This is a genomic window from Streptomyces sp. DG1A-41 (genome assembly GCF_037055355.1).
Taxonomy (GTDB): Bacteria; Actinomycetota; Actinomycetes; order Streptomycetales; family Streptomycetaceae; genus Streptomyces.
This window is the reverse complement of record NZ_CP146350.1, coordinates 6,431,730-6,455,402: the sequence shown is the minus strand read 5'-3', so window position 1 is coordinate 6,455,402 and position 23,673 is coordinate 6,431,730. Positions and strand designations below refer to the sequence as shown.

Annotated in this window: 23 protein-coding genes, 1 pseudogene and 1 riboswitch; of the genes and pseudogenes, 9 read left to right on the top strand and 15 right to left on the bottom strand. The window is 70.5% G+C overall.

All coding sequences use genetic code 11. The annotated features are described in order from the left end of the window. Positions 1-63: 63 nt before the first annotated feature. Together V8690_RS30295 and V8690_RS30290 are read left to right on the top strand one after the other, a co-directional pair. Entirely contained in the window at positions 64-387 is a 324-nt protein-coding gene (locus tag V8690_RS30295) for a DUF427 domain-containing protein (protein WP_338783295.1), read from the top strand. A gap of 61 nt (positions 388-448) precedes the next feature. After that, complete coding sequence (locus V8690_RS30290) at positions 449-1,231, top strand: alpha/beta fold hydrolase (RefSeq protein WP_338783294.1); 783 nt, start codon at positions 449-451, stop codon at positions 1,229-1,231. A gap of 88 nt (positions 1,232-1,319) precedes the next feature. On the opposite strand, the gene mnmA is transcribed toward V8690_RS30290, so the two are convergent. Then, positions 1,320-2,450: a tRNA 2-thiouridine(34) synthase MnmA gene (gene mnmA, locus V8690_RS30285; RefSeq protein ID WP_338783293.1), complete on the bottom strand. Its 1,131-nt coding sequence runs from the start codon at positions 2,448-2,450 to the stop codon at positions 1,320-1,322. 60 nt (positions 2,451-2,510) lie between these two features. Between mnmA and V8690_RS30280 the strand changes: the two genes are divergently transcribed. Next, positions 2,511-3,176 carry a peptidoglycan recognition family protein gene (locus V8690_RS30280; RefSeq protein WP_338783292.1) on the top strand — a complete coding sequence of 222 codons (666 nt, stop codon included), beginning with the start codon at positions 2,511-2,513 and terminating at the stop codon, positions 3,174-3,176. A 29-nt stretch (positions 3,177-3,205) separates the two neighbouring features. On the opposite strand, the gene V8690_RS30275 is transcribed toward V8690_RS30280, so the two are convergent. The 3 genes from V8690_RS30275 to V8690_RS30265 all read right to left on the bottom strand — a co-directional run bounded on the left by V8690_RS30275 (position 3,206) and on the right by V8690_RS30265 (position 4,932). After that, on the bottom strand, positions 3,206-4,375 hold the full coding sequence (locus V8690_RS30275; protein ID WP_338783291.1) for a cysteine desulfurase family protein: 1,170 nt from the start codon (positions 4,373-4,375) through the stop codon (positions 3,206-3,208). Between the two features lie 82 nt (positions 4,376-4,457). Beyond that, positions 4,458-4,724 carry a DUF4190 domain-containing protein gene (locus V8690_RS30270; protein ID WP_338783290.1) on the bottom strand — a complete coding sequence of 89 codons (267 nt, stop codon included), beginning with the start codon at positions 4,722-4,724 and terminating at the stop codon, positions 4,458-4,460. 40 nt (positions 4,725-4,764) lie between these two features. After that, the gene (locus V8690_RS30265; protein ID WP_338783289.1) at positions 4,765-4,932 is read right to left on the bottom strand and encodes a hypothetical protein; all 168 of its coding nucleotides are present in this window, start codon (positions 4,930-4,932) and stop codon (positions 4,765-4,767) included. 116 nt (positions 4,933-5,048) lie between these two features. On the opposite strand from V8690_RS30265, the gene V8690_RS30260 reads away from it, so the two are divergent. Continuing rightward, positions 5,049-5,687: a TetR family transcriptional regulator gene (locus V8690_RS30260; protein WP_338783288.1), complete on the top strand. Its 639-nt coding sequence runs from the start codon at positions 5,049-5,051 to the stop codon at positions 5,685-5,687. A 619-nt stretch (positions 5,688-6,306) separates the two neighbouring features. Here V8690_RS30260 and V8690_RS30255 read toward each other — a convergent pair. Then, the gene (locus V8690_RS30255; protein WP_338783287.1) at positions 6,307-7,284 is read right to left on the bottom strand and encodes a YafY family protein; all 978 of its coding nucleotides are present in this window, start codon (positions 7,282-7,284) and stop codon (positions 6,307-6,309) included. A gap of 102 nt (positions 7,285-7,386) precedes the next feature. Between V8690_RS30255 and V8690_RS30250 the strand changes: the two are divergent. After that, positions 7,387-7,970, top strand: a pseudogene (locus V8690_RS30250) (TIGR03086 family metal-binding protein). Here the strand turns inward: V8690_RS30250 and V8690_RS30245 are convergent. After that, on the bottom strand, positions 7,957-8,844 hold the full coding sequence (locus tag V8690_RS30245) for a thioesterase family protein (RefSeq protein ID WP_338783286.1): 888 nt from the start codon (positions 8,842-8,844) through the stop codon (positions 7,957-7,959). The pseudogene V8690_RS30250 and the gene V8690_RS30245 overlap by 14 nt on opposite strands. Positions 8,845-8,979: 135 nt before the next feature. Between V8690_RS30245 and V8690_RS30240 the strand changes: the two genes are divergently transcribed. Continuing rightward, complete coding sequence (locus V8690_RS30240; protein WP_338783285.1) at positions 8,980-10,215, top strand: alpha/beta hydrolase-fold protein; 1,236 nt, start codon at positions 8,980-8,982, stop codon at positions 10,213-10,215. Here V8690_RS30240 and V8690_RS30235 read toward each other — a convergent pair. From V8690_RS30235 to V8690_RS30195, 9 genes are all read right to left on the bottom strand, one after another. Next, positions 10,106-10,780: a trimeric intracellular cation channel family protein gene (locus V8690_RS30235; RefSeq protein WP_338783284.1), complete on the bottom strand. Its 675-nt coding sequence runs from the start codon at positions 10,778-10,780 to the stop codon at positions 10,106-10,108. The genes V8690_RS30240 and V8690_RS30235 overlap by 110 nt on opposite strands. 473 nt (positions 10,781-11,253) lie before the next feature. Further along, positions 11,254-12,462, bottom strand: a complete 1,209-nt coding sequence (locus V8690_RS30230; protein WP_338783282.1) for a dipeptide ABC transporter ATP-binding protein — start codon at positions 12,460-12,462, stop codon at positions 11,254-11,256. 23 nt (positions 12,463-12,485) lie between these two features. Continuing rightward, positions 12,486-13,583, bottom strand: coding sequence for an ABC transporter ATP-binding protein (locus V8690_RS30225; protein WP_338783281.1), 1,098 nt, complete (start codon positions 13,581-13,583; stop codon positions 12,486-12,488). Continuing rightward, on the bottom strand, positions 13,580-14,578 hold the full coding sequence (locus V8690_RS30220; protein ID WP_338783280.1) for an ABC transporter permease: 999 nt from the start codon (positions 14,576-14,578) through the stop codon (positions 13,580-13,582). The genes V8690_RS30225 and V8690_RS30220 overlap by 4 nt, the downstream gene beginning before the upstream one ends. Before the next feature lie 111 nt (positions 14,579-14,689). Then, entirely contained in the window at positions 14,690-16,480 is a 1,791-nt protein-coding gene (locus V8690_RS30215) for an ABC transporter substrate-binding protein (protein ID WP_338783278.1), read from the bottom strand. 70 nt (positions 16,481-16,550) lie between these two features. Further along, complete coding sequence (locus V8690_RS30210) at positions 16,551-17,558, bottom strand: ABC transporter permease (RefSeq protein ID WP_338783277.1); 1,008 nt, start codon at positions 17,556-17,558, stop codon at positions 16,551-16,553. A gap of 315 nt (positions 17,559-17,873) precedes the next feature. Then, complete coding sequence (locus V8690_RS30205) at positions 17,874-18,674, bottom strand: enhanced serine sensitivity protein SseB C-terminal domain-containing protein (RefSeq protein ID WP_338783276.1); 801 nt, start codon at positions 18,672-18,674, stop codon at positions 17,874-17,876. A gap of 162 nt (positions 18,675-18,836) precedes the next feature. Then, positions 18,837-19,625, bottom strand: coding sequence for an enhanced serine sensitivity protein SseB (locus V8690_RS30200; RefSeq protein ID WP_338783275.1), 789 nt, complete (start codon positions 19,623-19,625; stop codon positions 18,837-18,839). A gap of 66 nt (positions 19,626-19,691) precedes the next feature. Continuing rightward, positions 19,692-20,366, bottom strand: coding sequence for an AAA family ATPase (locus V8690_RS30195; protein WP_338785510.1), 675 nt, complete (start codon positions 20,364-20,366; stop codon positions 19,692-19,694). A gap of 175 nt (positions 20,367-20,541) precedes the next feature. Further along, a riboswitch (glycine riboswitch) is annotated at positions 20,542-20,641 on the top strand. Positions 20,642-20,786: 145 nt separating this feature from the next. Here V8690_RS30195 and gcvT point away from each other — a divergent pair. The 3 genes from gcvT to glyA all read left to right on the top strand — a co-directional run bounded on the left by gcvT (position 20,787) and on the right by glyA (position 23,666). After that, positions 20,787-21,908, top strand: a complete 1,122-nt coding sequence (gcvT, locus tag V8690_RS30190; RefSeq protein ID WP_338783274.1) for a glycine cleavage system aminomethyltransferase GcvT — start codon at positions 20,787-20,789, stop codon at positions 21,906-21,908. A gap of 103 nt (positions 21,909-22,011) precedes the next feature. Continuing rightward, positions 22,012-22,389 (top strand): glycine cleavage system protein GcvH, encoded by a 378-nt coding sequence (gcvH, locus tag V8690_RS30185; RefSeq protein WP_020276709.1) that lies wholly within the window; start codon positions 22,012-22,014, stop codon positions 22,387-22,389. 14 nt (positions 22,390-22,403) lie between these two features. Beyond that, on the top strand, positions 22,404-23,666 hold the full coding sequence (glyA, locus tag V8690_RS30180; RefSeq protein WP_338783273.1) for a serine hydroxymethyltransferase: 1,263 nt from the start codon (positions 22,404-22,406) through the stop codon (positions 23,664-23,666). Positions 23,667-23,673 lie beyond the last annotated feature (7 nt).

Here is a 23,673-nt window from a genome sequence, read left to right as displayed (position 1 = left end):
AGGGAAGAACTCCGCTTCAGCGTGCGCTGATCCCAGGAGGCGGCTACCCAAAGGAGGGCGATCGTGGCAACCGGGCATCGCATCACCATCAAGGAGAGTGACCGGCCCGTACGCGTGGTACACGCCGGGCAGGTCCTGGCGGAGAGCGACCGGCCGCTGGTCCTGCGCGAGACGGGCTGTCCCGAGCGCTACTACATCCCGGCCGAGGACGTACGCCTCGACCTGCTGACACCGTCCGGCACGCACACGTACTGCCCGTTCAAGGGCACCGCGTCCTACTGGTCGCTGCCGGACGCCGCGGACCTCGTCTGGGCGTATCCGGAGCCCGAGCCGGACGTCGCGGAGATCAAGGACCACCTGTGCTTCTACGAGGTGGAAGTGTTGTGATCGGCTGACGCACGGCCCGCCTCACCCATGAAGACCGCGCCGTGCGGCAGTCTGCACTGACATGGACAAGAGGATCCTTTCGCGTGACGGCACCCGCATCGCCTACGAGAGCACCGGCCGGGGCCCCGCGGTCGTCCTGGTGAGCGGCGCGATGTCGACGGGCGGCACGCTCGCGCCGTTGGCCGTGTCGCTGTCGGAGCGCTTTCAGGCCGTCGTGTACGACCGCCGGGGCCGCGGTGCCAGCGGGGACACTCCGCCGTACGCCGTGGAGCGTGAGGTCGAAGACCTGGCGGCGGTGATCGAGGCGGTGGGCGGCGAGGCGTTCCTGTACGGCATCTCGTCGGGCGGGGCACTGGCGCTGGAGGCGGCGGCGAGCGGCTTGCCGGTGCGGCGCGTGGCTGTCTACGAGACGCCGTTCGCGATGTCCGAGGAGGGTGCCATGGAGCGCGCGGAGTACACCGCGCGTCTGACGGAGGCGCTCGGTGAGGGGCGGCGCGGGGACGCGGTCGAGCTGTTCCTGCGGCTGACCGGCCTGGCCGAGGGGGTGATCCAGGGCGCCCGCCAGTCCCCCATGTGGGCCGGCATGGAGGCGATCGCCCCGAGCCTCGCCCACGACGACGCCGTCATGCGCGACGGCCGGGTCCCGCGCGCCCGGCTGGCCTCGATCGGCGTCCCCGTCCTGGCGGTCGCGGGCGACGCGAGCCCGGCCTGGCTCCGCGAGGCGGCCCGGGCGATCGCGGACTCCGTCCCCGGCGGGTCGTACCGCACGCTCCAGGGCCAGACGCACATGGTGGAGCCGAACGTGCTGGCGCCGGTGCTGGCGGAGTTCTTCACGCGGGGCTGAGCGGGCTGGGGGCTGGCCACGCGCGCGGGGAGGGCTGAGTGGGACGGGGGCACGCGCGCGTGGTGACGTGTCCCGGATGCCCGCAGCGTCAGGCCACGCCCGCCGTCGCTCGCCTGGTCGAGGCGATCGTCGCCGAGCCCACCACGCGTGTGCCGTCGTACAGGACGATCGCCTGGCCGGGGGCGACGCCGCGGACCGGCTCCGCGAACGTCACCTCCAGGTGGCCGTCGACGAGCTCGGCGGTGACCTCGGTCTCGCCGCCGTGGGCGCGGAGCTGGGCCGTGTACGTGCCCGGGCCGGTGGGGGCGACGCCGCACCAGCGCGGCTTGATCGCGGTCAGGGCGCTGACGTCGAGCGCGTCGGCCGGGCCGACCGTGACCGTGTTGGTGACCGGGGAGACGTCGAGGACGTAGCGCGGCTTGCCGTCGGGCGCCGGGGTGCCGATGCGCAGGCCCTTGCGCTGGCCGATGGTGAAGCCGTACGCGCCCTCGTGCGTGCCGAGCCGGTTGCCGGACTCGTCGACGATGTCGCCCTCGGACCTGCCGAGCCGGCTCGCCAGGAAGCCCTGGGTGTCGCCGTCGGCGATGAAGCAGATGTCGTGCGAGTCGGGCTTCTTGGCCACCGCCAGGCCCCTGCGCTCGGCCTCCGCGCGGATCTCGTCCTTGGTGGTGACGGTGTCGCCGAGCGGGAACATCGCGTGGGCGAGCTGCTTCTCGTCCAGGACGCCGAGGACGTAGGACTGGTCCTTGGCCATGTCGGAGGCACGGTGCAGCTCGCGGGTGCCGTCGGGAAGGGTCACGATCTGCGCGTAGTGGCCTGTGCAGACCGCGTCGAAGCCCAGCGCCAGCGCCTTGTCCAGCAGGGCCGCGAACTTGATCTTCTCGTTGCAGCGCAGGCAGGGGTTGGGGGTGCGGCCGGCCTCGTACTCGGCGACGAAGTCCTCGACGACGTCCTCACGGAAGCGGTCGGCGAGGTCCCACACGTAGAAGGGGATGCCGATGACGTCCGCGGCGCGGCGGGCGTCGCGCGAGTCCTCGATGGTGCAGCAGCCCCGCGCGCCCGTGCGGAAGGATTGAGGGTTGGCGGAGAGCGCGAGGTGGACGCCGGTCACGTCGTGGCCGGCCTCGGCCGCGCGGGCGGCGGCCACGGCGGAGTCGACTCCGCCGGACATGGCGGCCAGGACGCGGAGGGGGCGGGAGCGCTGCGGGGTGTGAGTCATAACCCTTCCAGGGTACGGGGGCGCGGGAACCAAGGCCGCCGGGTATCCGTTGGCGATCACATGGGGGCGAGACGAGCATCCAAGGACACGGACCGGCGCATCGGGCGGCGGGCCCTGATCGTGGGCGGGGCGGCGGCCGCCGCGGGTTCCGCGGTGCTGGCCCGTGACGAGCTGGGCCGGCTGTGGTGGCGCGTGCCCGGCGTGGAGAAGCCGCGCAAGGAGGGCGAGGTCGACTACGCGGGCGCGCGCTGGGTCGCGGCGTCGGACGCCAACTGGCGCCGCGCGGACCGGCCCGACGACTACGGCATAGACATGGTGGTCATCCATGTCACCCAGGGCGGCTTCGACAGCGCGGTGAGGGCCTTCCGGAACCCGTCGCACGGAGCGGCGTCGCACTACATCGTCCGCAAGGACGGGCACATCGCCCAGATGATCCGCGAGCTGGACGTGGCATACCACGCGGGCAACCGCGACTACAACGAGCGCAGTGTCGGCATCGAGCACGCGGGTTTCGTGGACCGCCCGCAGGACTTCACGGACGAGATGTACCAGGCCTCGGCCCGCCTCACGGCCCGGATCTGCGCGCGCTACGACATACCCGTCGACCGCGAGCACATCATCGGCCACGTGGAGGTCCCGGGCACGGACCACACGGACCCCGGGCCGCACTGGGACTGGGACACGTACATGCGTCTGGTGCGCGCGGCGCGTACGACGCCGGCCTGACCGGTCGAGCAGGGCCAAGACGGCGGGAACTACGTCAGCCCCGCCGCCCGCGCCCGCTCCACCGCCGGGCCGATGGCCTTCGCCAGGGCCTCGACGTCGGCCTCCGTGGAGGTGTGACCGAGGGAGAAGCGGAGGGTGCCGCGAGCCAGGTCCGGGTCGGTGCCGGTGGCGAGGAGGACGTGGCTGGGCTGGGCGACGCCGGCGGTGCAGGCGGAGCCGGTGGAGCACTCGATGCCCTGGGCGTCGAGCAGGAGCAGCAGGGAGTCGCCCTCGCAGCCGGGGAAGGTGAAGTGCGCGTTGGCCGGGAGGCGGCCCTCCGGGTCCGGGTCGCCGCCGAGGATCGCGTCCGGCACCGCCGTGCGGACGGCGGTGACGAGGGCGTCGCGCAGGGCGCCGATCTCGCGGGCGAACCATTCGCGCTGCTCAGCGGCCAGCCGCCCGGCGACCGCGAAGGAGGCGATGGCGGGCACGTCGAGGGTGCCGGAGCGGACGTGGCGTTCCTGGCCGCCGCCGTGCAGGACGGGTACGGGGGTGTGCTCACGGCCGAGGATCAGGGCGCCGATGCCGTACGGCCCGCCGATCTTGTGGCCCGACACCGTCATCGCCGCGAGGCCGGAGGCAGCGAAGTCGACGGGGATCTGGCCGAAGGCCTGGACGGCGTCCGAGTGCAGCGGGACACCGAACTCGGCGGCCACGTCGGCGAGTTCGCGGATCGGCAGAATCGTCCCGATCTCGTTGTTGGCCCACATGACGGTGGCGAGGGCCACGTCGTGGGGGTTGCGGGCGATCGCCTCGCGCAGGGCGTCCGGGTGGACGCGGCCATGGGCGTCGACCGGCAGGTACTCGATGGCGGCGCCCTCGTGTTCGCCGAGCCAGTGCACGGCGTCGAGGACCGCGTGGTGCTCGACGGGGCTGGCGAGGACGCGGGTGCGGGCCGGGTCGGCGTCACGGCGTGACCAGTAAAGGCCCTTGACGGCGAGGTTGTCGGCCTCCGTGCCGCCCGAGGTGATGACGACCTCGCTGGGGCGGGCGCCGAGGGCTTCGGCGAGGGTCTCGCGGGCCTCCTCGACGGTGCGGCGGGCCTGCCGGCCGGATGCGTGGAGGGAGGACGCGTTGCCGGTGGCACCCAGGTGGGCGGTGAGCGCCTCTGCCGCCTCCGGGAGCATCGGGGTGGTCGCGGCGTGGTCGAGGTAAGCCATGGTGAGCCCGATTCTACGGCTCCCCCTCGAGCGTCCTCAGATCAAGGTTGGCCGAACTTGGACCGCCCTGGCGCGAGGCGGTTCAGAAGTTCCACGAGATCGTGCTGTCCGCCTGCACGAACGCCGCCAGGACCAGCAGGTCGGCGACGCCGAGGCCCATCCCCAGGTACGCGCGCCCGCGCCGGGTGGTGCCCCGCCACAGGGCCACACCGGCCAGCACGATGGCGACCGGCCCGAGGAAGACGTTGAAGACGAGGAGGCCGACCAGGCCGAGGATGAAGGACGCGACGGCCATGCCGTCGGCGTCGCGGATACCGGTGCGGCGTGTTGCCGGTGCGGTGAGTTGCATGGTGTCAGCTCCGACTCTCGGATCGGGACGGGAAAGAAGGTCAGTGGGCCTGCGTGTGGCGCCGGCGGCCATGACGCTCGCGGATCGCGAAGATGCCGAGCCAGACGGCGATGACGACGCCGAGGGCGACGGAGAAGGTGACCGGCGCGTGGGCCACGGTGCCCAGCACGGCACCCAGCAGCAGGAGTGCGGCGACGATGAACAGCACGGGAAACAACCCCCAGGGTTTCGGTGAACGATTGTAGTTACACTTGTTCACTGACTTCCCAGTCTAGCGGGCCCCATGACTTCCCAATTACAGAGAACAGTTGTTAACTGCATGGTATGAGTCACACCCTCGGCATCCGGCAGGCCCAGAAGCAGAAGACCCGGCAGGCGCTCCTGGACGCTGCCCTCGGGCTGCTGGAGGAGCAGAGTCTGAGCAGCCTGGGGCTGCGCGAGGTCACCCGCGCCGTCGGTGTCGCCCCGACGGCCTTCTACCGCCACTTCCGCTCCACGGCGGATCTGGGCGTGGCCCTGGTCGAGGAGGCGCTGGGCAGCCTGCACCCGATGATCCGGACGACGGTGTCCACGACGGGCGACAGCGAAAAGCGCATCACGCGCACCATCGAGCTGATCGCCCGTCACGTCGACGGGTACCCCGCACATGTCCGGTTCATCGCCCGTGAGCGACATGGCGGAGTCCAGCCGGTACGGGAGGCCATACGGGAGCAACTGGCCCGGTTCGCCCAGGAGGTCAAGGACGAACTGGCCAAGGACCCGGTGTCCGCGGGCTGGACCGAGGACGACCTGCTGATGCTCGCGCACCTCTACGTCGACCAGATGCTGATCACCGCGTCGCTCTTCCTGGAGGCGCTGGAGGGGCCGGAACAGGAGCGCGAGGAGCGGACCCGGCACGTCGCGCAGGTGGCGACCCGCCAGATGCGGCTGATCGGCCTGGGCCGCCATCACTGGCTGGACTGACGGACCGCGCGGCGGGAACGACAGCGGGGGCGGCGCGCCCCTTCGCCGGGCGCGCCGCCCCTGATGTCGCGGACGGGCCCGGGCCCGTCCGCGTACGCCTACCGGGCCTGCTCCCCCTGCCCGCCCGCGGCCTGGCCCCCGCCGCCCGGAGCCCCACAGCCGCCGCCCTGGCCACCACCAGGACCGCCCTGGCCGCCACCCGGCGCCCCGCTGGGCATTCCCGAAGGCGCCCCGGACGGTGTCCCCGTCGGCTTGGCACCGCCGGAAGCAGCACCTGACGGAGCACCGGACGGAGCCCCTGAGGGCGTCCCCGATGGCGCCCCGCTCGGCGCCCCCGACGGCGCCTTGCAGGACTGCTGCTGCCCGGAACCGCCGCCGCTGCCCGAAGACGTCGAGGAGTCGCCGGAGCCGCAGGCCACCAGGGCCAGGGGCGAGAGCGCCAGCAGGGCCACGGCGGGGACGAGACGCACACGCATCATGAGAAACAACTCCAGGGAAGATGAGGGAGTCCTGAGGCGGGCACTCAACCAACGCCGCCTGGGGCTCCCTTGGGACCGCCCTGTGACCGCCCTGTCAGCAGGGCAAAGCGCGCCTCAAGACACCCCGCCGACCAGGCATTTCACGTTGGGTCCGCCCCGGAGCGCTGGTACAGCTCCGTGACGGAACCGGCCGCCCGGGCCAGTTCGTCGCGCACCTGAGGGGGCGAGAGGACCTCCACCTGGTCGGCGAACACGAGCAGTTGGCGGGTCTCGGGGAGGAGTCCGTACGTCAGTCGCACGGTCGCCCACTCGCTCTCGCCGTCGTCGTCGAGGAGTTCCGCCGGCAGGAAGGCCGTCAGCCGCAGGAACATGTCGAGCCGCTCGCGCCGCACCCGGACGGTGACGTCCAGCCCGCCGGACCGTTCCTCGACCTGGCGGCGCAGGGCCTCCCAGGCGTCGGCGAGTTCGACGCCCGGACGCCGCCGTACGGGATCGTCGAGGAGCCGGGCCGAGCGCACCCGGTCCGCCCGGAAGAGCCGGGGTTCGGCCCGCCGGTCGGCGACCAGGTACCAGACGCCCGCCTTGGCGACGAGGCCGTACGGGTCGACGGTGTACGTCCGCACCTGGCGTTCTCCGCTGTGCCGGTAGCGCAGCCGCAGCCTGCGGTCGGCGAAGACGGCGTCCCGCAGCACCTCCAGGTCGACGGCCGGCTGCGGCCCGCCGCGCCAGCGGCTGGCGTCGACGAGGATGCGGCGGGAGGTCGTCTCGGCGGCCGGGCGGTGCGGAGCCGGCAGCGCGGCCATCACCTTGCGCAGGGCCGAGCCGAACGCCGCGTCCAGTCCGAGCGCGGCGTGCGCGCCCTGCGCGGCCAGGACGAACAGCGCGCGGGACTCGTCGGCGGTCAGACCGGTGACGTCCGTGCGGAACCCGGCGAGCAGTTCGATGCCACCGTGCCGACCGCGTTCCGCGTAGACCGGGACGCCGGCGGCCGACAGGGCCTCGACATCGCGGTAGACGGTGCGGACCGACACCTCGAGCCGCTCGGCTAGTTCGCGCGCGGGGACCCGGCCGCGAGTCTGGAGGAGCAACAGGATCGACAGCAGGCGGTCGGACTTCACGGCATCAGCATCGGGGCGGGTGAGGGGTCCGGGCAAATGTTGACGGCGGCTGTCAGGTTTTCCGGCCATGCTCCCGCTGTCCACCCACTCAAGAGGAGTTTCATGACCGACGATCCCCGTCCGCTGTTCGGCCGCACCGCGAAGCAGGCCGCCGAACTCATCCGGTCCGTCCGCGCGGAGCAGCTCGACGGCCCCACGCCGTGTACCGAGTTCGACGTGCGCACGCTGCTGAGCCATCTCACCGGCGCGACCCACCGGCTGGCCGTCGTCGCCGAGGGCGGTGACGCGAGCGCCGTACGGCCGTTCGCCGAGGGTGTGCCGGACGACGGCTGGACGGCCGCGTACGACGAGGCCAGGACCCGGGCCGTCAAGGCCTGGGCGGGCGACGACCTGCTGGACGCGGTGGTGCGCCTGCCGTTCGGCGAGATGCCCGGCCGGGCCGCCCTGTCGGCCTACGTCCTGGAGACCGTGACCCACACCTGGGACCTGTCCGAGGCCCTGGGACACCCGCGCGAACTGGACCCGGAGCTCGCCGAGTTCGCGCTGACCGTCGCCCGGCGCATGCTGCCGGACGAACAGCGGGACGAGAACACGCCGTTCGCCACGGCCCGGCCGGCCCCGAGGGTGCCGACGTCTACGGCAGGCTGGCGGCCTGGCTGGGGCGCGAGCCGCTCAGCCGAGCCTGACCCGCGCGAGCTGACGGGACTGCGCCACCAGCCGGTCGGCGCTGTCCCACACCTCGGCGTCCTCCTCCAGGAAGCCACCGGCGAGGTTGCGCGTGCTGATCGCCACGCGCAGCGGACCGGGCGCCGGACGGCAGCGGACGTGCACGGTCAGCTCGACGGTGGGCACCCAGCCCTTCAGCCCGAGCTCGAAGGCGGTGGGCGGCAGGGCGTCCACCGCCAGCAGCAGGGAGAGCGGGTCGTGGTCACGGCCGTCCGCGAGCCCGAACCAGGCCCGCATCTCCCCCTTGCCGGACGGCTTGCCGAGGGCCCAGCCCAGGGTCGACGGGTCCAGCTTGAGCATCAGCCGGTCGGCTATGGCCGAGCTGCCGGGCACCGGGGCGGGGCCACCCGACGGTAGTCGGATATCAGATGCGGCCTCCGGGCCGAAACAGTGCTCCAGCGGCGGGATAGCGGGCGGCCTGGCCGTCGTGCGGACGTCGTCGGGCAGGGTGTCCAGGTCGCCGTAGGAGGCGAGGACGCGGATGCGTTCCACCTCGCGGCCCTCGTCGTCGTACTGGACGAGGGAGGCTTGGCCCGTCGACAGGGTCCGGCCGGTGCGGACGACGTCGGTGCGGACGACCGCCGGGCCGGGCCGCGAAGCGGTCAGGTAGTGCGCCGAGATGGTGAAGGGGTCGGCGTGCGGCAGGGTGTCCGCCAGCGCGCGGCCCAGGACGGCCAGCAGATAGCCGCCGTTGACGGCGCTGATGATCGTCCAGCCGGCGGAGAGGTCGATGTCGTAGACGCCGGGCGCGCGCCGGGTGAGCGCGGTGTCGCGGTCGAACTCGCTGTCGCCGATCGTGGCCCGGACGGCCGGTGCGGAGGCTGCTTCTGGCATGGCTGAACAGTACAAGAACCGACTACTAAGCGGTAGCTTTGGTAGGCACCGGCTTGAGTGAGGCCTCGGCAATTTCTCGGTAAGTGTCCTCACTCGTCCGTAAACCCGAAGGGCCGCCTGCCCCTCTGAAGAGACATGAGCCTCACCGGGACTCCGTTCCTCTACACGCTGATCGCGCTGTCGGTCGTCGCGCTCGCGCTGCCGCTCGCGCTGTGGTCGCGCGTCCGCGGCCCCCGCGCCGTGCGCACCGCGGCGCGCGCGCTGATGCTGCTGTTCGCCCAGGGGACCGCCGTGGCGCTGGTCTTCACGATGGTCAACAACGCCAACAACCTGTACGACAACTGGGCCGACCTGCTCGGCACCGGCGACCACGTGCAGCAGGCGGCCAACCTGGGCGCCGACGGCACCGGAGGCATCGCGCTGAAGCGGCTGCCCAAGGTGCGTCAGACCTTCCGGCCGGCCACCGGGCCCGGCATGCGCGCGGCCGGCGGCGTGCGGGTCACCCAGCTCAAGGGCCGGGTCTCGGGCGTGAACGCCGAGGTCTACGTCTGGCTCCCGCCGCAGTACGACGAACCGGCCTACCGGCACCACAAGTTCCCGGTCGTGGAGCTGCTGCCCGGCTACCCCGGCTCGGCGAAGGCCTGGTTCGGCTCGCTGCACGCGCACGAGCAGCTGGAGCCGCTGATGCGAGACGGGCAGATCGCCCCGTTCATCCTGGTCGCGCCGCGCACCAATCTGCTGGCGGGGGTGGACACCGGCTGCGCCAACATCCCGGGCACGGTCAACGCCGACACCTGGCTGAGCGTCGACGTGCCGATGATGGTCATGGACAACTTCCGCGCCGAGTCCGCCCCGCAGGGCTGGGCGGTGGCCGGTTACTCGGCCGGTGCGCACTGCGCGGCCAAGCTGGCCGTCGCCCACCCCGACCGCTACCGGGCCGCCGTCAGCCTGTCCGGCTACAACGACCCGATCGGCGAACGCGACTCGCTCGCCGCGCAGACCCCCGCCCTGCGGGCCGAGAACAACCCCTACCTGCTGCTGCGCAAGGCGCCCGTCCCGCCGCGCGTCTCGCTCTACCTCTCCGGCCAGCCGCACGACGGCTACGAGGCGGCCATCGCCCTGGAACAGACCGCCAAGGCGCCGACGACCGTGCACGTGGTGTACATCCCGAGGAGCGCGGGCGGTCACACCATGGCGCTGTGGCGGCCGCAGGTGGTTCCCGCGTTCCGCTGGCTGACGGAGGTGACGGGCCGCGGCCACGTCACGGCAGGACGGGCTGCTCCTCCTCGCTCACCGTCGACCGCCGGTGCCAGGCCCGCGGAGCTCGCCAGTGGAACCGCATCGCGAGCAGGCGCAGTACGAAGGCGGTGATCACCGCGAGAGCACTGGTGAGCGGGTTCAGGGCGTCGTAGCGGATGCACAGGGCGACCATGGTGGCGCCGACGATCGCCGGAACCGCGTACAGGTCGCGGTCCCAGCGCAGCAGCGAGGGCACCTCGTTGGCGAGGACGTCCCGCAGCACACCGCCGCCCACCGCGGTGGTCAGACCCAGGCCGGCGGAGGCGGTCAGTCCGAGCCCGTACTCGTACGCCTTGATCGTGCCGGCGACGCAGAACAGGCCGAGGCCGGCGGCGTCGAAGACGTTCACGGCGACCTGGATGCGCTCCACCTGCGGGTGCAGGAAGAAAACCAGGAGCGTGGCGAGCAGCGGGGTGAGGAAGTACCCCAGGTCCGTGAAGGCGGCGGGCGGTACGGCCCCGATGACCAGGTCACGGAAGAGCCCGCCGCCCAGCGCGGTGACCTCGGCGAGCACGGCGATGCCGAACACGTCGAAGTTCTTGCGCACGGCCAGCAGGGCGCCGGAGATCGCGAAGACGAAGATGCCGATCAGGTCGAGCGTGTGCTGGACGGACGGACTGAAGAGTTGCTGGAGCACCCGGACATTCTGGCGCGACGACGCAGCCATCACGGCGTCGAGCGGCCGGGCATACGGGGCACGTCCGCTGCCTCACCCGCGGGCGGATCGCCCGGCAGAACCGGCATAGCGCCACCCCGGAGCGCATCAGGGTACGCATCCAAGAGTTCCGCAGGATCGCGACTACTCGCTGTCCGAACTTGGCCGACGTGCGCACGTCTCGCCGCCTCCTGTCCCGCATCGAGAACGGCGAACTTCGGACTCGTGGCCGGCACCGCGATCATCACCGACACCGTGCCGCTGGCCACCCGCGGTAAGACCCAGGGTTTGGTCGACGTCTCCATCGCAGCGCACCAGAAGAAGACGGGGCACCGATGCCTTCATTGCCATGGAGAAGTACGGCACGCCGTACTACTGGAGGGGGAATCTCCAAGAGAAGGGCAGGGGCCGACGGGCATATTGCCGTCGGCCCCTGCCCTTCTCTTGGACGAGCTTCAATCCTGTGCTTCTCGCGGTTCTTCGGCGGCTTCGGTGGACTTGCCTTCGCCCACCACCTCCTTGGCCACCGCCGCGCTCGTTGCCGCCGACTCCGCGAGCACTTCGTCCGACACCAGTTCCGCCGCCTCCTTGGCCGCGGAGAGCAGGACGGTGTCCTGCGGGGCCTGGTCCTCGAAGTTCTCCGGATGGTGGCAGGCGACCTGCTGGCCGGGCTTCAGCTCGATCAGCGGCGGCTCGGTCGTCCTGCAGGTCTCCGTCGCCTTCCAGCACCGGGTGTGGAAGCGGCAGCCGCTCGGCGGGGAGATCGGCGAGGGCACGTCGCCCTTGAGCAGGATGCGCTCGCTCTTGGCCGACTTGCGGCGCGGGTCCGGGATCGGGACCGCCGACATCAGCGCCTTGGTGTACGGGTGCATCGGCGCCCGGTACAGCGACTCGCGGTCGGCCAGCTCGACGATCTTGCCGAGGTACATCACCGCGATCCGGTCCGAGACGTGCCGGACGACCGACAGGTCGTGCGCGATGATCACGTACGTCAGGCCGAGCTCCTGCTGGAGGTCGTCCAGCAGGTTCACCACCTGCGCCTGGATCGACACGTCGAGGGCGGAGACCGGCTCGTCGGCCACCACCAGCTTCGGGTTGAGCGCGAGCGCGCGGGCGATGCCGATGCGCTGGCGCTGGCCGCCGGAGAACTCGTGCGGATAGCGGTTGTAGTGCTCGGGGTTGAGGCCGACCACCGACAGCAGGCGCTGGACCTCCTTCTTGATGCCGCCCTCGGGCGAGACGCCCTGGAGCCGGAAGGGTGCGCCGACGATGGTGCCGATGGTGTGACGCGGGTTCAGCGACGAGTACGGGTCCTGGAAGATCATCTGCACATCGCGGCGCAGCGGACGCATGCCCGCCACCCCGAGGTGCGTGATGTCCCTGCCCTCGAACTCGATCTTGCCGCCGGTCGGTTCGAGCAGCCGGGTGATCAGCCGGCCCATCGTGGACTTGCCGCAGCCCGACTCGCCCACGACGCCGAGGGTCTCGCCGGACTTCACCTCGAAGTCGAGCCCGTCGACCGCGTGCACCGCGCCGACCTGCCGCTGGAGCAGGCCCTTCTTAATCGGGAAGTGTTTCTGGAGCCCGGTCACCTTCAGCAGAGTCTCGCCGGGGGCGACGTCCTTGGTGAGGGCGGCGCCGTCGCTCTTCGCGGGAGTGGTCACGACTGTGTCCTTGGAGTTCTCGCTCACAGCTTCGGCGCAATCTCTTCGGTCCAGATACGCTCCCGCTGCTCCTGGGTCATGTGGCAGGCGGCCCAGTGCTTGCTGCCGACCTCGGTCAGCTCGGGGCGAATCGTGCGGGTGACGTCGTCCTTCGGGATGTCGGCGTACGGGCAGCGCGGATTGAAGGCGCAGCCGGAAGGGATGTTGATCAGTGAGGGCGGGGAGCCCTTGACCGGGATCAGGCGCTCCTGCTGCTCACGGTCCAGCCGCGGCATCGAGCCGAGCAGGCCCCAGGTGTAGGGGTGGCGGGGCTCGTAGAACACCTCCTCTGCCGGGCCGCGCTCCACGCAGCGGCCGCCGTACATCACCAGGATGTCGTCGGCGAGCTCGGCGACGACGCCCAGGTCGTGCGTGATGACGATGACCGCCGAGCCGAACTCCTTCTGCAGGTCCCGGATCAGGTCGAGGATCTGCGCCTGGACGGTCACGTCGAGGGCGGTCGTCGGCTCGTCCGCGATAAGCAGTTCGGGGTTGTTGACCAGCGACATCGCGATCATGGCGCGCTGGCGCATGCCGCCGGAGAACTCGTGCGGATAGTTGTCGACGCGCTTGTCCGGCTGCGGGATGCCGACGCGGTCGAGCATCTCCACGGCACGGCGCTTGGCGGTCTTCTTGTCCACGTTGTGGTGGATGCGGTACGCCTCCACGATCTGCTGGCCGATCGTGTAGTACGGGTGCAGCGCCGACAGCGGGTCCTGGAAGATCATCGACATCTCGCGGCCGCGCAGCTTGCGCACGTAGTCCGGGTCGGCGGTCAACAACTCGGTGCCGTCCAGCCAGATCTCGCCGGAGATCTGCGCCTTGCGCTTGCCGTACTGGCCGGCGGTGTGCAGGCCCATGATGCCGAGCGAGGTCACCGACTTGCCGGAGCCCGACTCGCCCACGATGCCGAGGGTCTTGCCCTTCTCCAGCTGGAAGCTGAGCCCGTCGACGGACTTGACCAGGCCGTCGTCGGTCGGGAAGTGCACCTTCAGGTCGCGTACTTCGAGGAAGGCGGTCGGAGCGGGCGAGGTGCCGGTGGGCTCCCCCACGGCCGCTCCGCTCTTGCTGAGTTCGGTCATGCGAGCCTCACTCGGGGGTCGATCACGGCGTACAGGACGTCCACCACGAGGTTGGCGATCAGCACCGCGAGAGAAGTGATCAGGGTGACGCCGAGGATGATGGGCAGGTCCTGGTTCCGGATGGCGTTCAGCACGGCCTGGCCGAGGCCGGGCAGGTTGAACGTCGTCTCGGTCAGGATCGCACCGCCGATGAGGGCGCCGAGGTCCATGCCGAGCATGGTCAGGATGGGCGTCATCGTCGAGCGCATGGCGTGCTTGCCGATGACCGTCTGCTCCTTGAGGCCCTTGGCGCGGGCGGTGCGGATGTAGTCCTCGCCGAGTATCTCCAGCATGGTGGCGCGGGTGATACGCGCGTACATCGCCGCGTAGAGGAACGCCAGCGTGATCCAGGGCAGGATCATGCCGCTGAACCAGCCGGTGAAGCTCTCCTCCAGGGGCGTGTACTGACCGTCGAACCAGCCCAGTCCGAAGACGAAGATCGACAGGGAGAGCAGACCGGTGAAGTAGATGGGCAGGGAGACACCGGACAGCGCCACGACCATCGCGCCGCGGTCCCAGACGCTGCCCCGCTTGAGCGCGGAGAGCACACCCGCCGCGATGCCGAAGATCAGCCACAGCACGGCGGCGCCGAGCGCGAGACCCAGGGTCACCGGGAAGCGGTCGGTCAGCACCGGCCAGATGGCCTGCTCGCTGCGGAACGAGTAGCCGAAGCACGGCGCGGAGCACTGGGTGACGTCACCGCCGGCCGCGTAGGTACGCCCCGCGAAGATGCCCTTGAAGAACTCCCAGACCTGGGTGTAGATCGGGTCGCCGAGACCCAGCTTCTGCCGCACCGCCTCGACAGCGGCGGGGTCTGCCTGCTTGCCCACGAAGCTCGAGGCGATGTCGACGCCCGCCCACTTGGGGACGAGGAAGAAGATGCCGAAGACCACCAGGATGATGACCACGAGCATCACTGCGGCGGCGAACAACCGCCTGATGAGGTAAGCGAGCACAGCTCTCGGCCCGCTGCGGACCGCGGGCCACCGGAGGTCTTCCGGTGGCCCGCGATCACGCTGCGCCGGCCTTCACCTGCCTTTCGTGCCGTACGGCGGGTGTGCCGGTTATCAGGTCGTGGACTTCAGGCCGAGGTTGACGAAGTCGTACACACCGCTGTAGCCGTCGGTCGTGTACACGTTCGCCAGTCGGTCGGAGCGCCAGTTGATGAACTTCTCGAAGACGAAGGGCAGGTAGTACGCGCCCTCCATCACCTTGTGGTTGATCTCCGTGGCGATCTTGGTCTTGCCGGCGTCGTCCAGCGTGGTGATGTACTGGTCGAACAGGCCGTCGATCGTCTTGTCGTTGATCAGGGCGAAGTTGTTGTTACCGCTCTCCAGGATGTATTTGCTGTCCCACAGCGGCATACCGAAGCCCTGGACGGTCGGGAAGTCCGGGCCCCAGCCCATGATGATGATGCCGTAGCCCTTCTTCTTCACGTTCTCGGGGCTGCCGATGATGCCGGTGGTCTGCGACCCGTCGAACTGGTCGATCTGGGCGTTGATGCCGACCTTCTTCAGCGACGCCTGCAGGGACTGGGCGGTGGCCACCTCGACCGGCTTGTTGTTGCGGACGGCGATGGTGGTGGAGAAGCCGTTCGGCTTGCCGCAGGCCTTCAGCGCTTCCTTGGCCTTGGCGACGTTGCCCTTCTTGTTGGCTCCGGCGATCTCGTACGGGTCGTACTTCTGGCCCTCGGCACCCGCCACGGACGGCGGCAGCATGTTGGTGCCGATGTCACCACCGGCGATGGGGCCACCGCGCGCGGTCTGCAGCGACACGTGGTCGGCTCCGTAGATCACGGCCTTGCGGCACTCGGCGTTGTTGAACGGCGCCACGCTCTGCGGGAAGGTCGCGTAGCGGATGTAACCGGAGACCGGGTTGTCCAGGTTGCCCTTGTGCTGCTTCAGGGCGGTGGTACGGCCCTGCGGCGACATGCCGGTCTGGTTGATGTCCAGGTCCAGGTCACCGTTGATCAGGCGCTGGTCGAGCTGGTTGGCGTCCGAGAAGAACTGGACGGTGATCTTGTCCGGGTAGGCCTTGCGGATCGGGTCCGAGGCCTGCTTCCACTCGGTGTTGCGGACCAGGGTCAGGTCCTTGCCCGGGCTGTACGACTGGAACTTGTACGGGCCGGAGGAGAACGGCTTAAGGCCGTACTTGGACTTGGTGTCCTTGTCCTGGCGAACAGGGGACGCGGAGGTCAGGCCCAGCATGTCCTCGAAGTCCGAGTTGGCCGCCGGCAGCTTGAAGACGATGGTCTTGTCGTCCGGCGTCTCGATCGCCTTCAGACCCAGCTTGTCCGGGGAGGAGTCCTTGTACGGGCCCTTGTACTCGCCCTTCGGGTCCAGCACGTCCTTGAGGTAGACCGGGCCGCCGGACAGCACGTCCTGCGCCCAGACGCGCTCGATGCCGTACTTGACGTCCTTGGACGTGATCGGCTTGCCGTCCTCCCACGTGACGCCGTCACGCAGGGTGTACGTGTAGGTCTTGCCGTCGTCCGTGACCTTGGCGAGACCGGTGGCGAGGTCCGGGGTCAGCTCGGCGCCGGCCTTTCCGGGCTCCGTCTTGTTCGTGACGAGCTGGCGGCTGTAGTAGCGCGAAAAGTTCCACATGAAGCCGTAGTAGCCGCGCGTGGTGTCCCACGAGTCGGCGTCCTGGGCACCACCGAACTTCAGCGTGCCGCCCTTCTTGGCCAGGGAAGCCTGCGCGACCTTGTTGTTCGCGGCGTCGAAACCGGCCGCGCCCGACTTAGAGCCGCCGTCGCTGTCACCGCCGCCGCACGCCGCCGTGGTCAGCAGCGCGGCGACCGCGGCGACAGCGGCCCATGCCTGCTTTCGCCGCCCTGAGGTGCGTTGGGTAGTCACGATCTCGGATCCTCCGGATTGATGAGAGACCCCGTGTGTGGATGCCACGGGACACTTTTGGTACGGCAGTTCAGCGGGAGGCCTTCGGGTCCAGCGCATCCCGCACGCCGTCGCCGAAAAGGTTGAAGGCAAGAACGGTGATGAAGATCGCCACGCCTGGGACCACCATGTACATGGGGTCCGAGTCGTAGTAGTCGATCGCGCTCGAAAGCATCTGCCCCCAGGAGGACGTGGGCGGCTTGACGCCCACGCCCAGGAAGCTGAGTGCCGCCTCGGTGAGGATGTTGGTGGGGATCATCATCGTCGTGTACACGATGATCGGCGCGACCAGGTTGGGCAGCAGTTCCTTGAACAGGATGTACAGCCGCCCGGCGCCCAGCGAGCGGGCCGCCTCGACGTATTCCCGCTCACGCAGGGAGAGCGTCTGGCCGCGCACCACGCGTCCGATGTAGGGCCAGCCGAAGAAGCCGATGACCAGGATCATCACGAACACGCGCACACCCGTGCCGGTCAGTCCCAGCATCTCGTTCGGCATGACGGAGACCAGCGCGATGATGAACAGCAGCTGCGGGAAGGCCAGCAGACCGTCCATCACACGGCTGATGACGGAGTCGACCCAGCCGCCGAAGAAGCCGGCGAGCACGCCCAGGATCGTGCCGAGGATGACGGCGACGATCGCGGACAGGAAGCCGACCAGCAGGGAGATCCGGGCGCCGTAGAGGATGCGGGCGAAGATGTCGCGGCCGTTGACCGGCTCGACACCCAGCCAGTGGTCGCCGCTGACCCCGCCCAAGGACCCCGTGGGCGTGCCGAACAGAGGGTCGATCAGTTCCTCGTGATAGGCGTCCGGGTCCTGCCCGTACAGGTTGGTGATCACGGGCGCGAGCAGTGCGACAACGACGAGGAACAGCACCACGGCGCCGCCCGCGAGGGCGAGTTTGTCCCGCTTCAGGCGCTCCCAGGCGATCCGGCCCAGGGAGCGACCCTGTACGGCCTTCTCGCCGGCGGTGGCAACCGCCGCTTCCTCGGCGGCACTCGGGGCCGCTTCCGCGGTCGGCTCGTGCAATGGTGCCGTCATCTGGCAGGGACCCCTCTTCTCAACCGGCGGTGGCCGGCCCGCACTTGCCGCTGTGGCGGCTTGATCAGTCCGTCGTACACAAGGGCGAACACCCCTGGTGCGGGAGTCTTCAACGCTTCGGCGTTTTGTTGCCAGACTTGGCAAAGAAAGGATGCGTAAACGTGATGCTGCACGCGGGGTTCCGTTATCCGGACAGTTGGTGGCGGCCGTCGGACGCGGGGAAATGGGGACATCTAGCGCAGGCTAGAACATTTCAGGCGGATCTACGCGCGAAGACGCGCTTCTGTTTTCACCTCGGAGGGCGGCGGGGCAGCGTCAGTAGCGACCCTGAGCGGGCGGGAAGCCGTAACCGGTCGCCGGCGCCTGGACAGGGGCGGTGGCGTGGGCCTCGCGGTCGTAGAAGGGGCGGGCGTTCGCGCGCAGCCACATGGCGACCGGGTCGTGTTCGTCGGACATGGCGACGGTCGAGACGGGCAGCCCGTCCGGTACCGCACCGAGGGACTGCTGCATCATCGCGCGCACGGAGTCCACGGCCGGGGGCGAAGTGTCGTACACGTCCAGTCCGATGGCGAGATACGGCGCCCCCAGCGCGGGCTGTACCCAGGCCCGGCGCAGCGAGCGGACGGCCGGGGTGCGGTGGGCGTTCTGCGCGAGCAGGGCGTAGAACTGCGGGATCTCGATGGCCGGTTCGGACAGCCGCAGCGGGCCTGCGGGCTGGCGGTCCAGGCCCGTGGCGATCCGGCGCAGGTCGAGCCAGGGGATGCCGACGCCGCCGCCGGGGGCGTGCGGGTTGAGCCAGAGGCCGTAGTGGTCGGGGTAGAGGGCGCGGGCGACGTCGATTCCGTCGACCACCTCGTAACTGCGGTTCCAGCCGCTGGCCGAGAGCTCCTGGGCGGAGGTCACGCAGGGGGCGTAGCCGTAGCCGTCGACCTCCATGTTCCCGTACTGGGCGTCGGGGGAGCCCGCCTGGCCGTGCCAGAGGAGCATCCAGATCTGGCCGGTGTGCGGGGTCGCGAGCGCGCGCAGGAGTGCCTCGTAGGCGTCGTAACGCCCGGGCGTGACCTGGCGCAGCATGTGCTCGACCTGTCCGGCCGCGGCCGTGCCGCTCGCGCTCACCTTTACCGCCCCTTCGTACAACGCCTCGACCGTGACCTAGCTTAAGCCCGCCAGGAGCTCGGGGCCTGGTACCGGTTTGCGGGCGCGGGTCGTATGTGGCTTGTCGCGCCCACGCGGCGGGCCCGCATGTTGATACGGTCCCGCGCCCCTGGGTTCGCTGATCTACCGCTGGTAGAAGGGCCGGACCCGGTCCTTCATCCAGGTGCCCACCGGGTCCTCCGCCACGTCCAGGAGGACCAGGTTGACCGGCCACGGGGCCGGGGACCTGGTCACGGCCCGGGAAAGGGCCTCCAGGGGGAGGGCCCGCAGATCGCCTTCCCACTGGGAGAGCTCGACGCCCACGAACATCACCGGGTCGGCGGTCTCGATCGCGGCGAGGCAGCGGCGGGCGGTGACGACGACGCCGATCGCCTCGAACTCGGCGGAGGCGGCGGAGAGGAAGTCCACCGGGTCGTCCTGCCAGTCGGGCTCGAAGAGGCGGACCCGGCCGCCGCTCGCGGGGCCGTCCAAGGGGGTCCGGCCGGCCCGGCAGAGCTCGGCCACGGCGGGCGGCGGGAGCGGTATGCCGACCACACCGCCCGGGTTGACGGCTATCCCGGCGTGCGGGGGCAGGCCGCGGGCGAACTCCACGGCGGGCGCGATGGTGTACGACATGTGGGAGCCGACGACCTGGCGGAACTGCTCCTCGGAGCTGAACACCGGAACGTACGCCTGGCCCTCGATCTCGATGCCCGGCAGGTCGAGGGGGCCGCTCTGCGGGCCGCCGCCGTTCGGCAGGGGGACCCAGACGAAACTGCGGCCGAGCACCTCGACGATCCGCCCGCCGGCCGACGGCCCGGCGCCGAGGGAGGCCGAGAGCACCTCCTCCAGTTCGTTGCCGGGCCATCCGCCGTGCGGGTGGGTCTGCGTGTGCGCCGGGAAGTCCGCGGAGAAGTCCGCCGGGAAGTCCATCTGCCTACCGCCTGCCTGGAACCACTGCTGTGGCTCAAAGGCTAGCGGCTCGCCGGCCGCCAACGGTCAGCCCGTGAACCCGATCCGGCGCAGGGTGTCCGCCGCGTCCCGGTCGACGAGGATCGCCGAGCCGCAGCCCGCGGGCAGGTCGCCTAGCTCCACGGAGCGCAGCAGACGGGTGGTCGCCGCGCGGTGGCGCAGGAACGCGTACCGCGAGACACCGCGGCCGCGGTCGCGCTGGCCGGCCAGGGCCTCCTCGGGGGTGACGTCGAGCATGAGCAGATGCAGGGTGCCGCCGCGGCGGCGGGCCTCGCGGGCCAGCCAGCGGCGGACCCAGGCCTGGGTGCCGCAGTCGTGCACGACGACGCCCTCGCCGGTGCGCAGGGCGCGGCGCAGCCCGGTGTAGTGGGCGAGGCGGACGAGCGGGCGGTAGACCGCGTACGGCAGGAAGCGCGGCATGCGGCCGTCCCAGCGGTCGCGGGTGTCCTGGGAGTCGATGCGCCGGCCGGGCACGGTGCGCCGCATCAGCGTGGACTTGCCGCTGCCGGGCAGGCCCGTGACCACGACGAGGTCGCGGGGGCCGAACAGCAGCGCGTGCGGGCCGCGGCCGGCGCGCTCGCGCAGATCGCGGACGACCGGCACCGGCAGCGGGCCGCGGCCCGCGCGTGCCGGAACGGCCGGCTGCTCGGGCAGCGCGACGCCCGATGTCGTGGCGTACGCGGTGGTCCTGTTCACCGTGATGTCCTCCCCTGGGGCCAGGTACGGAGTCCCATCCCCGCTGAGTGTAAAGAGAAGGTAATGCCCGATGCCTCTGGATTTAGTCCTCTTCCCGCAACAGGCCTGCTACAAGGTGGTCCCCCTGCCACCCCTCGACGATGCGTGCAATGATGTGCGCGCCAACTGCATACCGGCCGTTTGAATCCGCGCGGGAGAGTTCCCAGCACCGCTGACGCTGGGGCGCCGAAGGAGCAAGTCCCTCCCTTGAATCTCTCAGGCCCCGTTACCGCGCGGGCGAGGCACATCTGAAAAGCGGGCCGCCACCTCGGTGGTCCCACCCAAGGTGCAAGCCATGTCCTGTGTGGTCATGGCGAACCTCTCAGGTTCCGATGACAGATGGGGAGGAACGACCTCGCCCGTCATTGCCTTGGGAGACGACCGACCGTGAGCAGTACAGGAGAACTCCGCCACACCGCGCTCGATGCCCTGCATCGTTCGCTCGGCGCGACGATGACCGACTTCGCCGGCTGGGACATGCCCCTGCGCTACGGCTCCGAGCGCGACGAGCACAACGCCGTGCGCGCGAAGGCCGGGCTCTTCGACCTCTCCCACATGGGTGAGATCACCGTCACCGGTCCGCAGGCCGCCGCCCTCCTGGACTACGCCCTGGTGGGCAACATCGGCGGCGTCAAGCCCGGCCGCGCCCGCTACACCATGATCTGCCGGGCCGACGGCGGCATCCTCGACGACCTGATCGTCTACCGGCTCGCCGAGACCGAGTACATGGTCGTCGCCAACGCCTCCAACGCGCAGGTCGTGCTGGACGCCCTGGCGGAACGTTCCGCGGGCTTCGACGCCGAGGTGCGCGACGACCGGGACGCCTACGCGCTGATCGCCGTACAGGGGCCTCAGTCCCCGGGGATCCTGAAGTCCCTGACCGACGCCGACCTCGACGGCCTGAAGTACTACGCCGGTCTGCCCGGCACGGTCGCGGGGGTTCCGGCCCTGATCGCCCGGACCGGCTACACCGGCGAGGACGGCTTCGAGCTGTTCGTGAAGCCGGAGCACGCGGTCGAGCTGTGGCAGGCCCTGACCAAGGCGGGCGAGGGTGCCGGCCTGGTCCCGTGCGGGCTGTCCTGCCGCGACACGCTGCGCCTGGAGGCGGGCATGCCGCTGTACGGGCACGAGCTGAGCACGTCCCTGACGCCCTTCGACGCGGGGCTCGGCCGGGTGGTGAAGTTCGAGAAGGAGGGCGACTTCGTGGGGCGCGAGGCCCTGCGGGAGGCCGCCGCCCGCGCCGAGCGGAACCCGCCCCGCGTGCTGGTCGGCCTGGTCGCCGAGGGCCGCCGGGTCCCGCGCGCCGGGTACGCGGTCGTCGCCGGCGGCGAGGTGATCGGCGAGGTCACCTCCGGTGCCCCCTCCCCCACGCTCGGCAAGCCGATCGCCATGGCCTATGTCGACCCCGCGCACGCCGCGCCCGGCACGCCCGGCGTAGGCGTGGACATCCGGGGCAGTCACGAGCCGTACGAGGTCGTGGCGCTGCCGTTCTACAAGCGCCAGAAGTAGACACTGGCCAAGGGCCGCGGCAGCGACCCTGCTCGTCCGTCGTCGCAGCTCACCAGCAGTCCCCCTTCCACAGCACTCCCGCGCGTACAGGAGAATCCAGGCCATGAGCAACCCCCAGCAGCTGCGTTACAGCAAGGAGCACGAGTGGCTGTCGGCCGCCGAGGACGGCGTCTCGACGGTCGGCATCACGGAGCACGCGGCCAACGCGCTCGGCGACGTGGTCTTCGTCCAGCTCCCCGAGGTCGGCGACACGGTGTCCGCGGGCGAGACCTGCGGTGAGCTGGAGTCGACCAAGTCGGTGTCCGACCTCTACTCCCCCGTCTCCGGTGAGGTCACCGAGGTCAACGAGGACGTCGTGAACGACCCGTCGCTGGTGAACTCGGCCCCCTTCGAGGGCGGCTGGCTGTTCAAGGTGCGGGTCGCGGAGGAGCCGGGCGACCTGCTCTCCGCCGACGAGTACACCGCGTTCTCCGCCGGCTGAGGAGTCGTAGCCGTATGTCCGTCCTGAACACACCCCTGCACGAGCTCGACCCGGCCGTGGCCGCCGCGGTCGACGCCGAGCTGCACCGGCAGCAGTCCACGCTCGAGATGATCGCCTCGGAGAACTTCGCTCCGGTCGCGGTCATGGAGGCGCAGGGCTCGGTCCTCACCAACAAGTACGCCGAGGGCTACCCTGGCCGCCGCTACTACGGCGGTTGCGAGCACGTCGACGTGGTCGAGCAGATCGCGATCGACCGGGTCAAGGAGCTGTTCGGCGCCGAGCACGCCAACGTGCAGCCGCACTCCGGCGCCCAGGCCAACGCCGCCGCGATGTTCGCGCTGCTCAAGCCGGGCGACACCATCATGGGTCTGAACCTCGCGCACGGCGGGCACCTGACCCACGGCATGAAGATCAACTTCTCCGGCAAGCTGTACGACGTCGTCGCCTACCGGGTGGGCGAGGACGGCCGGGTCGACATGGCCGAGGTGGAGCGGCTGGCCAAGGAGTCCAAGCCGAAGCTGATCGTGGCCGGCTGGTCGGCGTACCCGCGGCAGCTGGACTTCGCGGAGTTTCGCCGGATCGCGGACGAGGTCGGCGCGTACCTGATGGTCGACATGGCGCACTTCGCGGGGCTCGTCGCGGCCGGGCTGCACCCGAACCCGGTCCCGCACGCGCACGTGGTGACCACGACCACCCACAAGACGCTGGGCGGCCCGCGCGGCGGTGTGATCCTCTCCACGGCCGAACTCGCCAAGAAGATCAACTCCGCTGTCTTCCCCGGTCAGCAGGGCGGTCCGCTGGAGCATGTGATCGCGGCCAAGGCGGTCGCCTTCAAGGTCGCCGCATCGGAGGACTTCAAAGAGCGCCAGCGCCGTACGCTGGAGGGCGCCCGCATCCTGGCCGAGCGTCTGGTGAAGGACGACGTCCGGGCCGCGGGCGCGGACGTCCTGTCCGGCGGCACGGACGTGCACCTGGTCCTGGTCGACCTGCGCCACTCGGAGCTGGACGGACAGCAGGCCGAGGACCGCCTCCACGAGGTGGGCATCACGGTCAACCGGAACGCGGTCCCGAACGACCCGCGCCCGCCGATGGTGACGTCGGGCCTCCGGATCGGCACGCCGGCCCTGGCGACCCGGGGCTTCGGGGCCGAGGACTTCGCGGAGGTCGCGGACGTCATCGCCGAGGCGCTGAAGCCGTCCTACGACGCGGAGGCCCTCAAGGCCCGGGTGAAGGCCCTGGCCGACAAGCACCCGCTGTACCCGGGTCTCGACACATAACGAAGAA

Bases quoted from the DNA above. Each gene is read 5' to 3' on its own strand.
- V8690_RS30290 (WP_338783294.1), top strand. From the start codon at position 449: ATGGACAAGAGGATCCTTTCGCGTGACGGCACCCGCATCGCCTACGAG.
- mnmA (WP_338783293.1), bottom strand. From the start codon at position 2,450: ATGACTCACACCCCGCAGCGCTCCCGCCCCCTCCGCGTCCTGGCCGCC.
- V8690_RS30280 (WP_338783292.1), top strand. From the start codon at position 2,511: ATGGGGGCGAGACGAGCATCCAAGGACACGGACCGGCGCATCGGGCGG.
- V8690_RS30275 (WP_338783291.1), bottom strand. From the start codon at position 4,375: ATGGCTTACCTCGACCACGCCGCGACCACCCCGATGCTCCCGGAGGCG.
- V8690_RS30270 (WP_338783290.1), bottom strand. From the start codon at position 4,724: ATGCAACTCACCGCACCGGCAACACGCCGCACCGGTATCCGCGACGCC.
- V8690_RS30260 (WP_338783288.1), top strand. From the start codon at position 5,049: ATGAGTCACACCCTCGGCATCCGGCAGGCCCAGAAGCAGAAGACCCGG.
- V8690_RS30245 (WP_338783286.1), bottom strand. From the start codon at position 8,844: ATGCCAGAAGCAGCCTCCGCACCGGCCGTCCGGGCCACGATCGGCGAC.
- V8690_RS30240 (WP_338783285.1), top strand. From the start codon at position 8,980: ATGAGCCTCACCGGGACTCCGTTCCTCTACACGCTGATCGCGCTGTCG.
- V8690_RS30225 (WP_338783281.1), bottom strand. From the start codon at position 13,583: ATGACCGAACTCAGCAAGAGCGGAGCGGCCGTGGGGGAGCCCACCGGC.
- V8690_RS30210 (WP_338783277.1), bottom strand. From the start codon at position 17,558: ATGACGGCACCATTGCACGAGCCGACCGCGGAAGCGGCCCCGAGTGCC.
- V8690_RS30200 (WP_338783275.1), bottom strand. From the start codon at position 19,625: ATGGACTTCCCGGCGGACTTCTCCGCGGACTTCCCGGCGCACACGCAG.
- gcvH (WP_020276709.1), top strand. From the start codon at position 22,012: ATGAGCAACCCCCAGCAGCTGCGTTACAGCAAGGAGCACGAGTGGCTG.
- glyA (WP_338783273.1), top strand. From the start codon at position 22,404: ATGTCCGTCCTGAACACACCCCTGCACGAGCTCGACCCGGCCGTGGCC.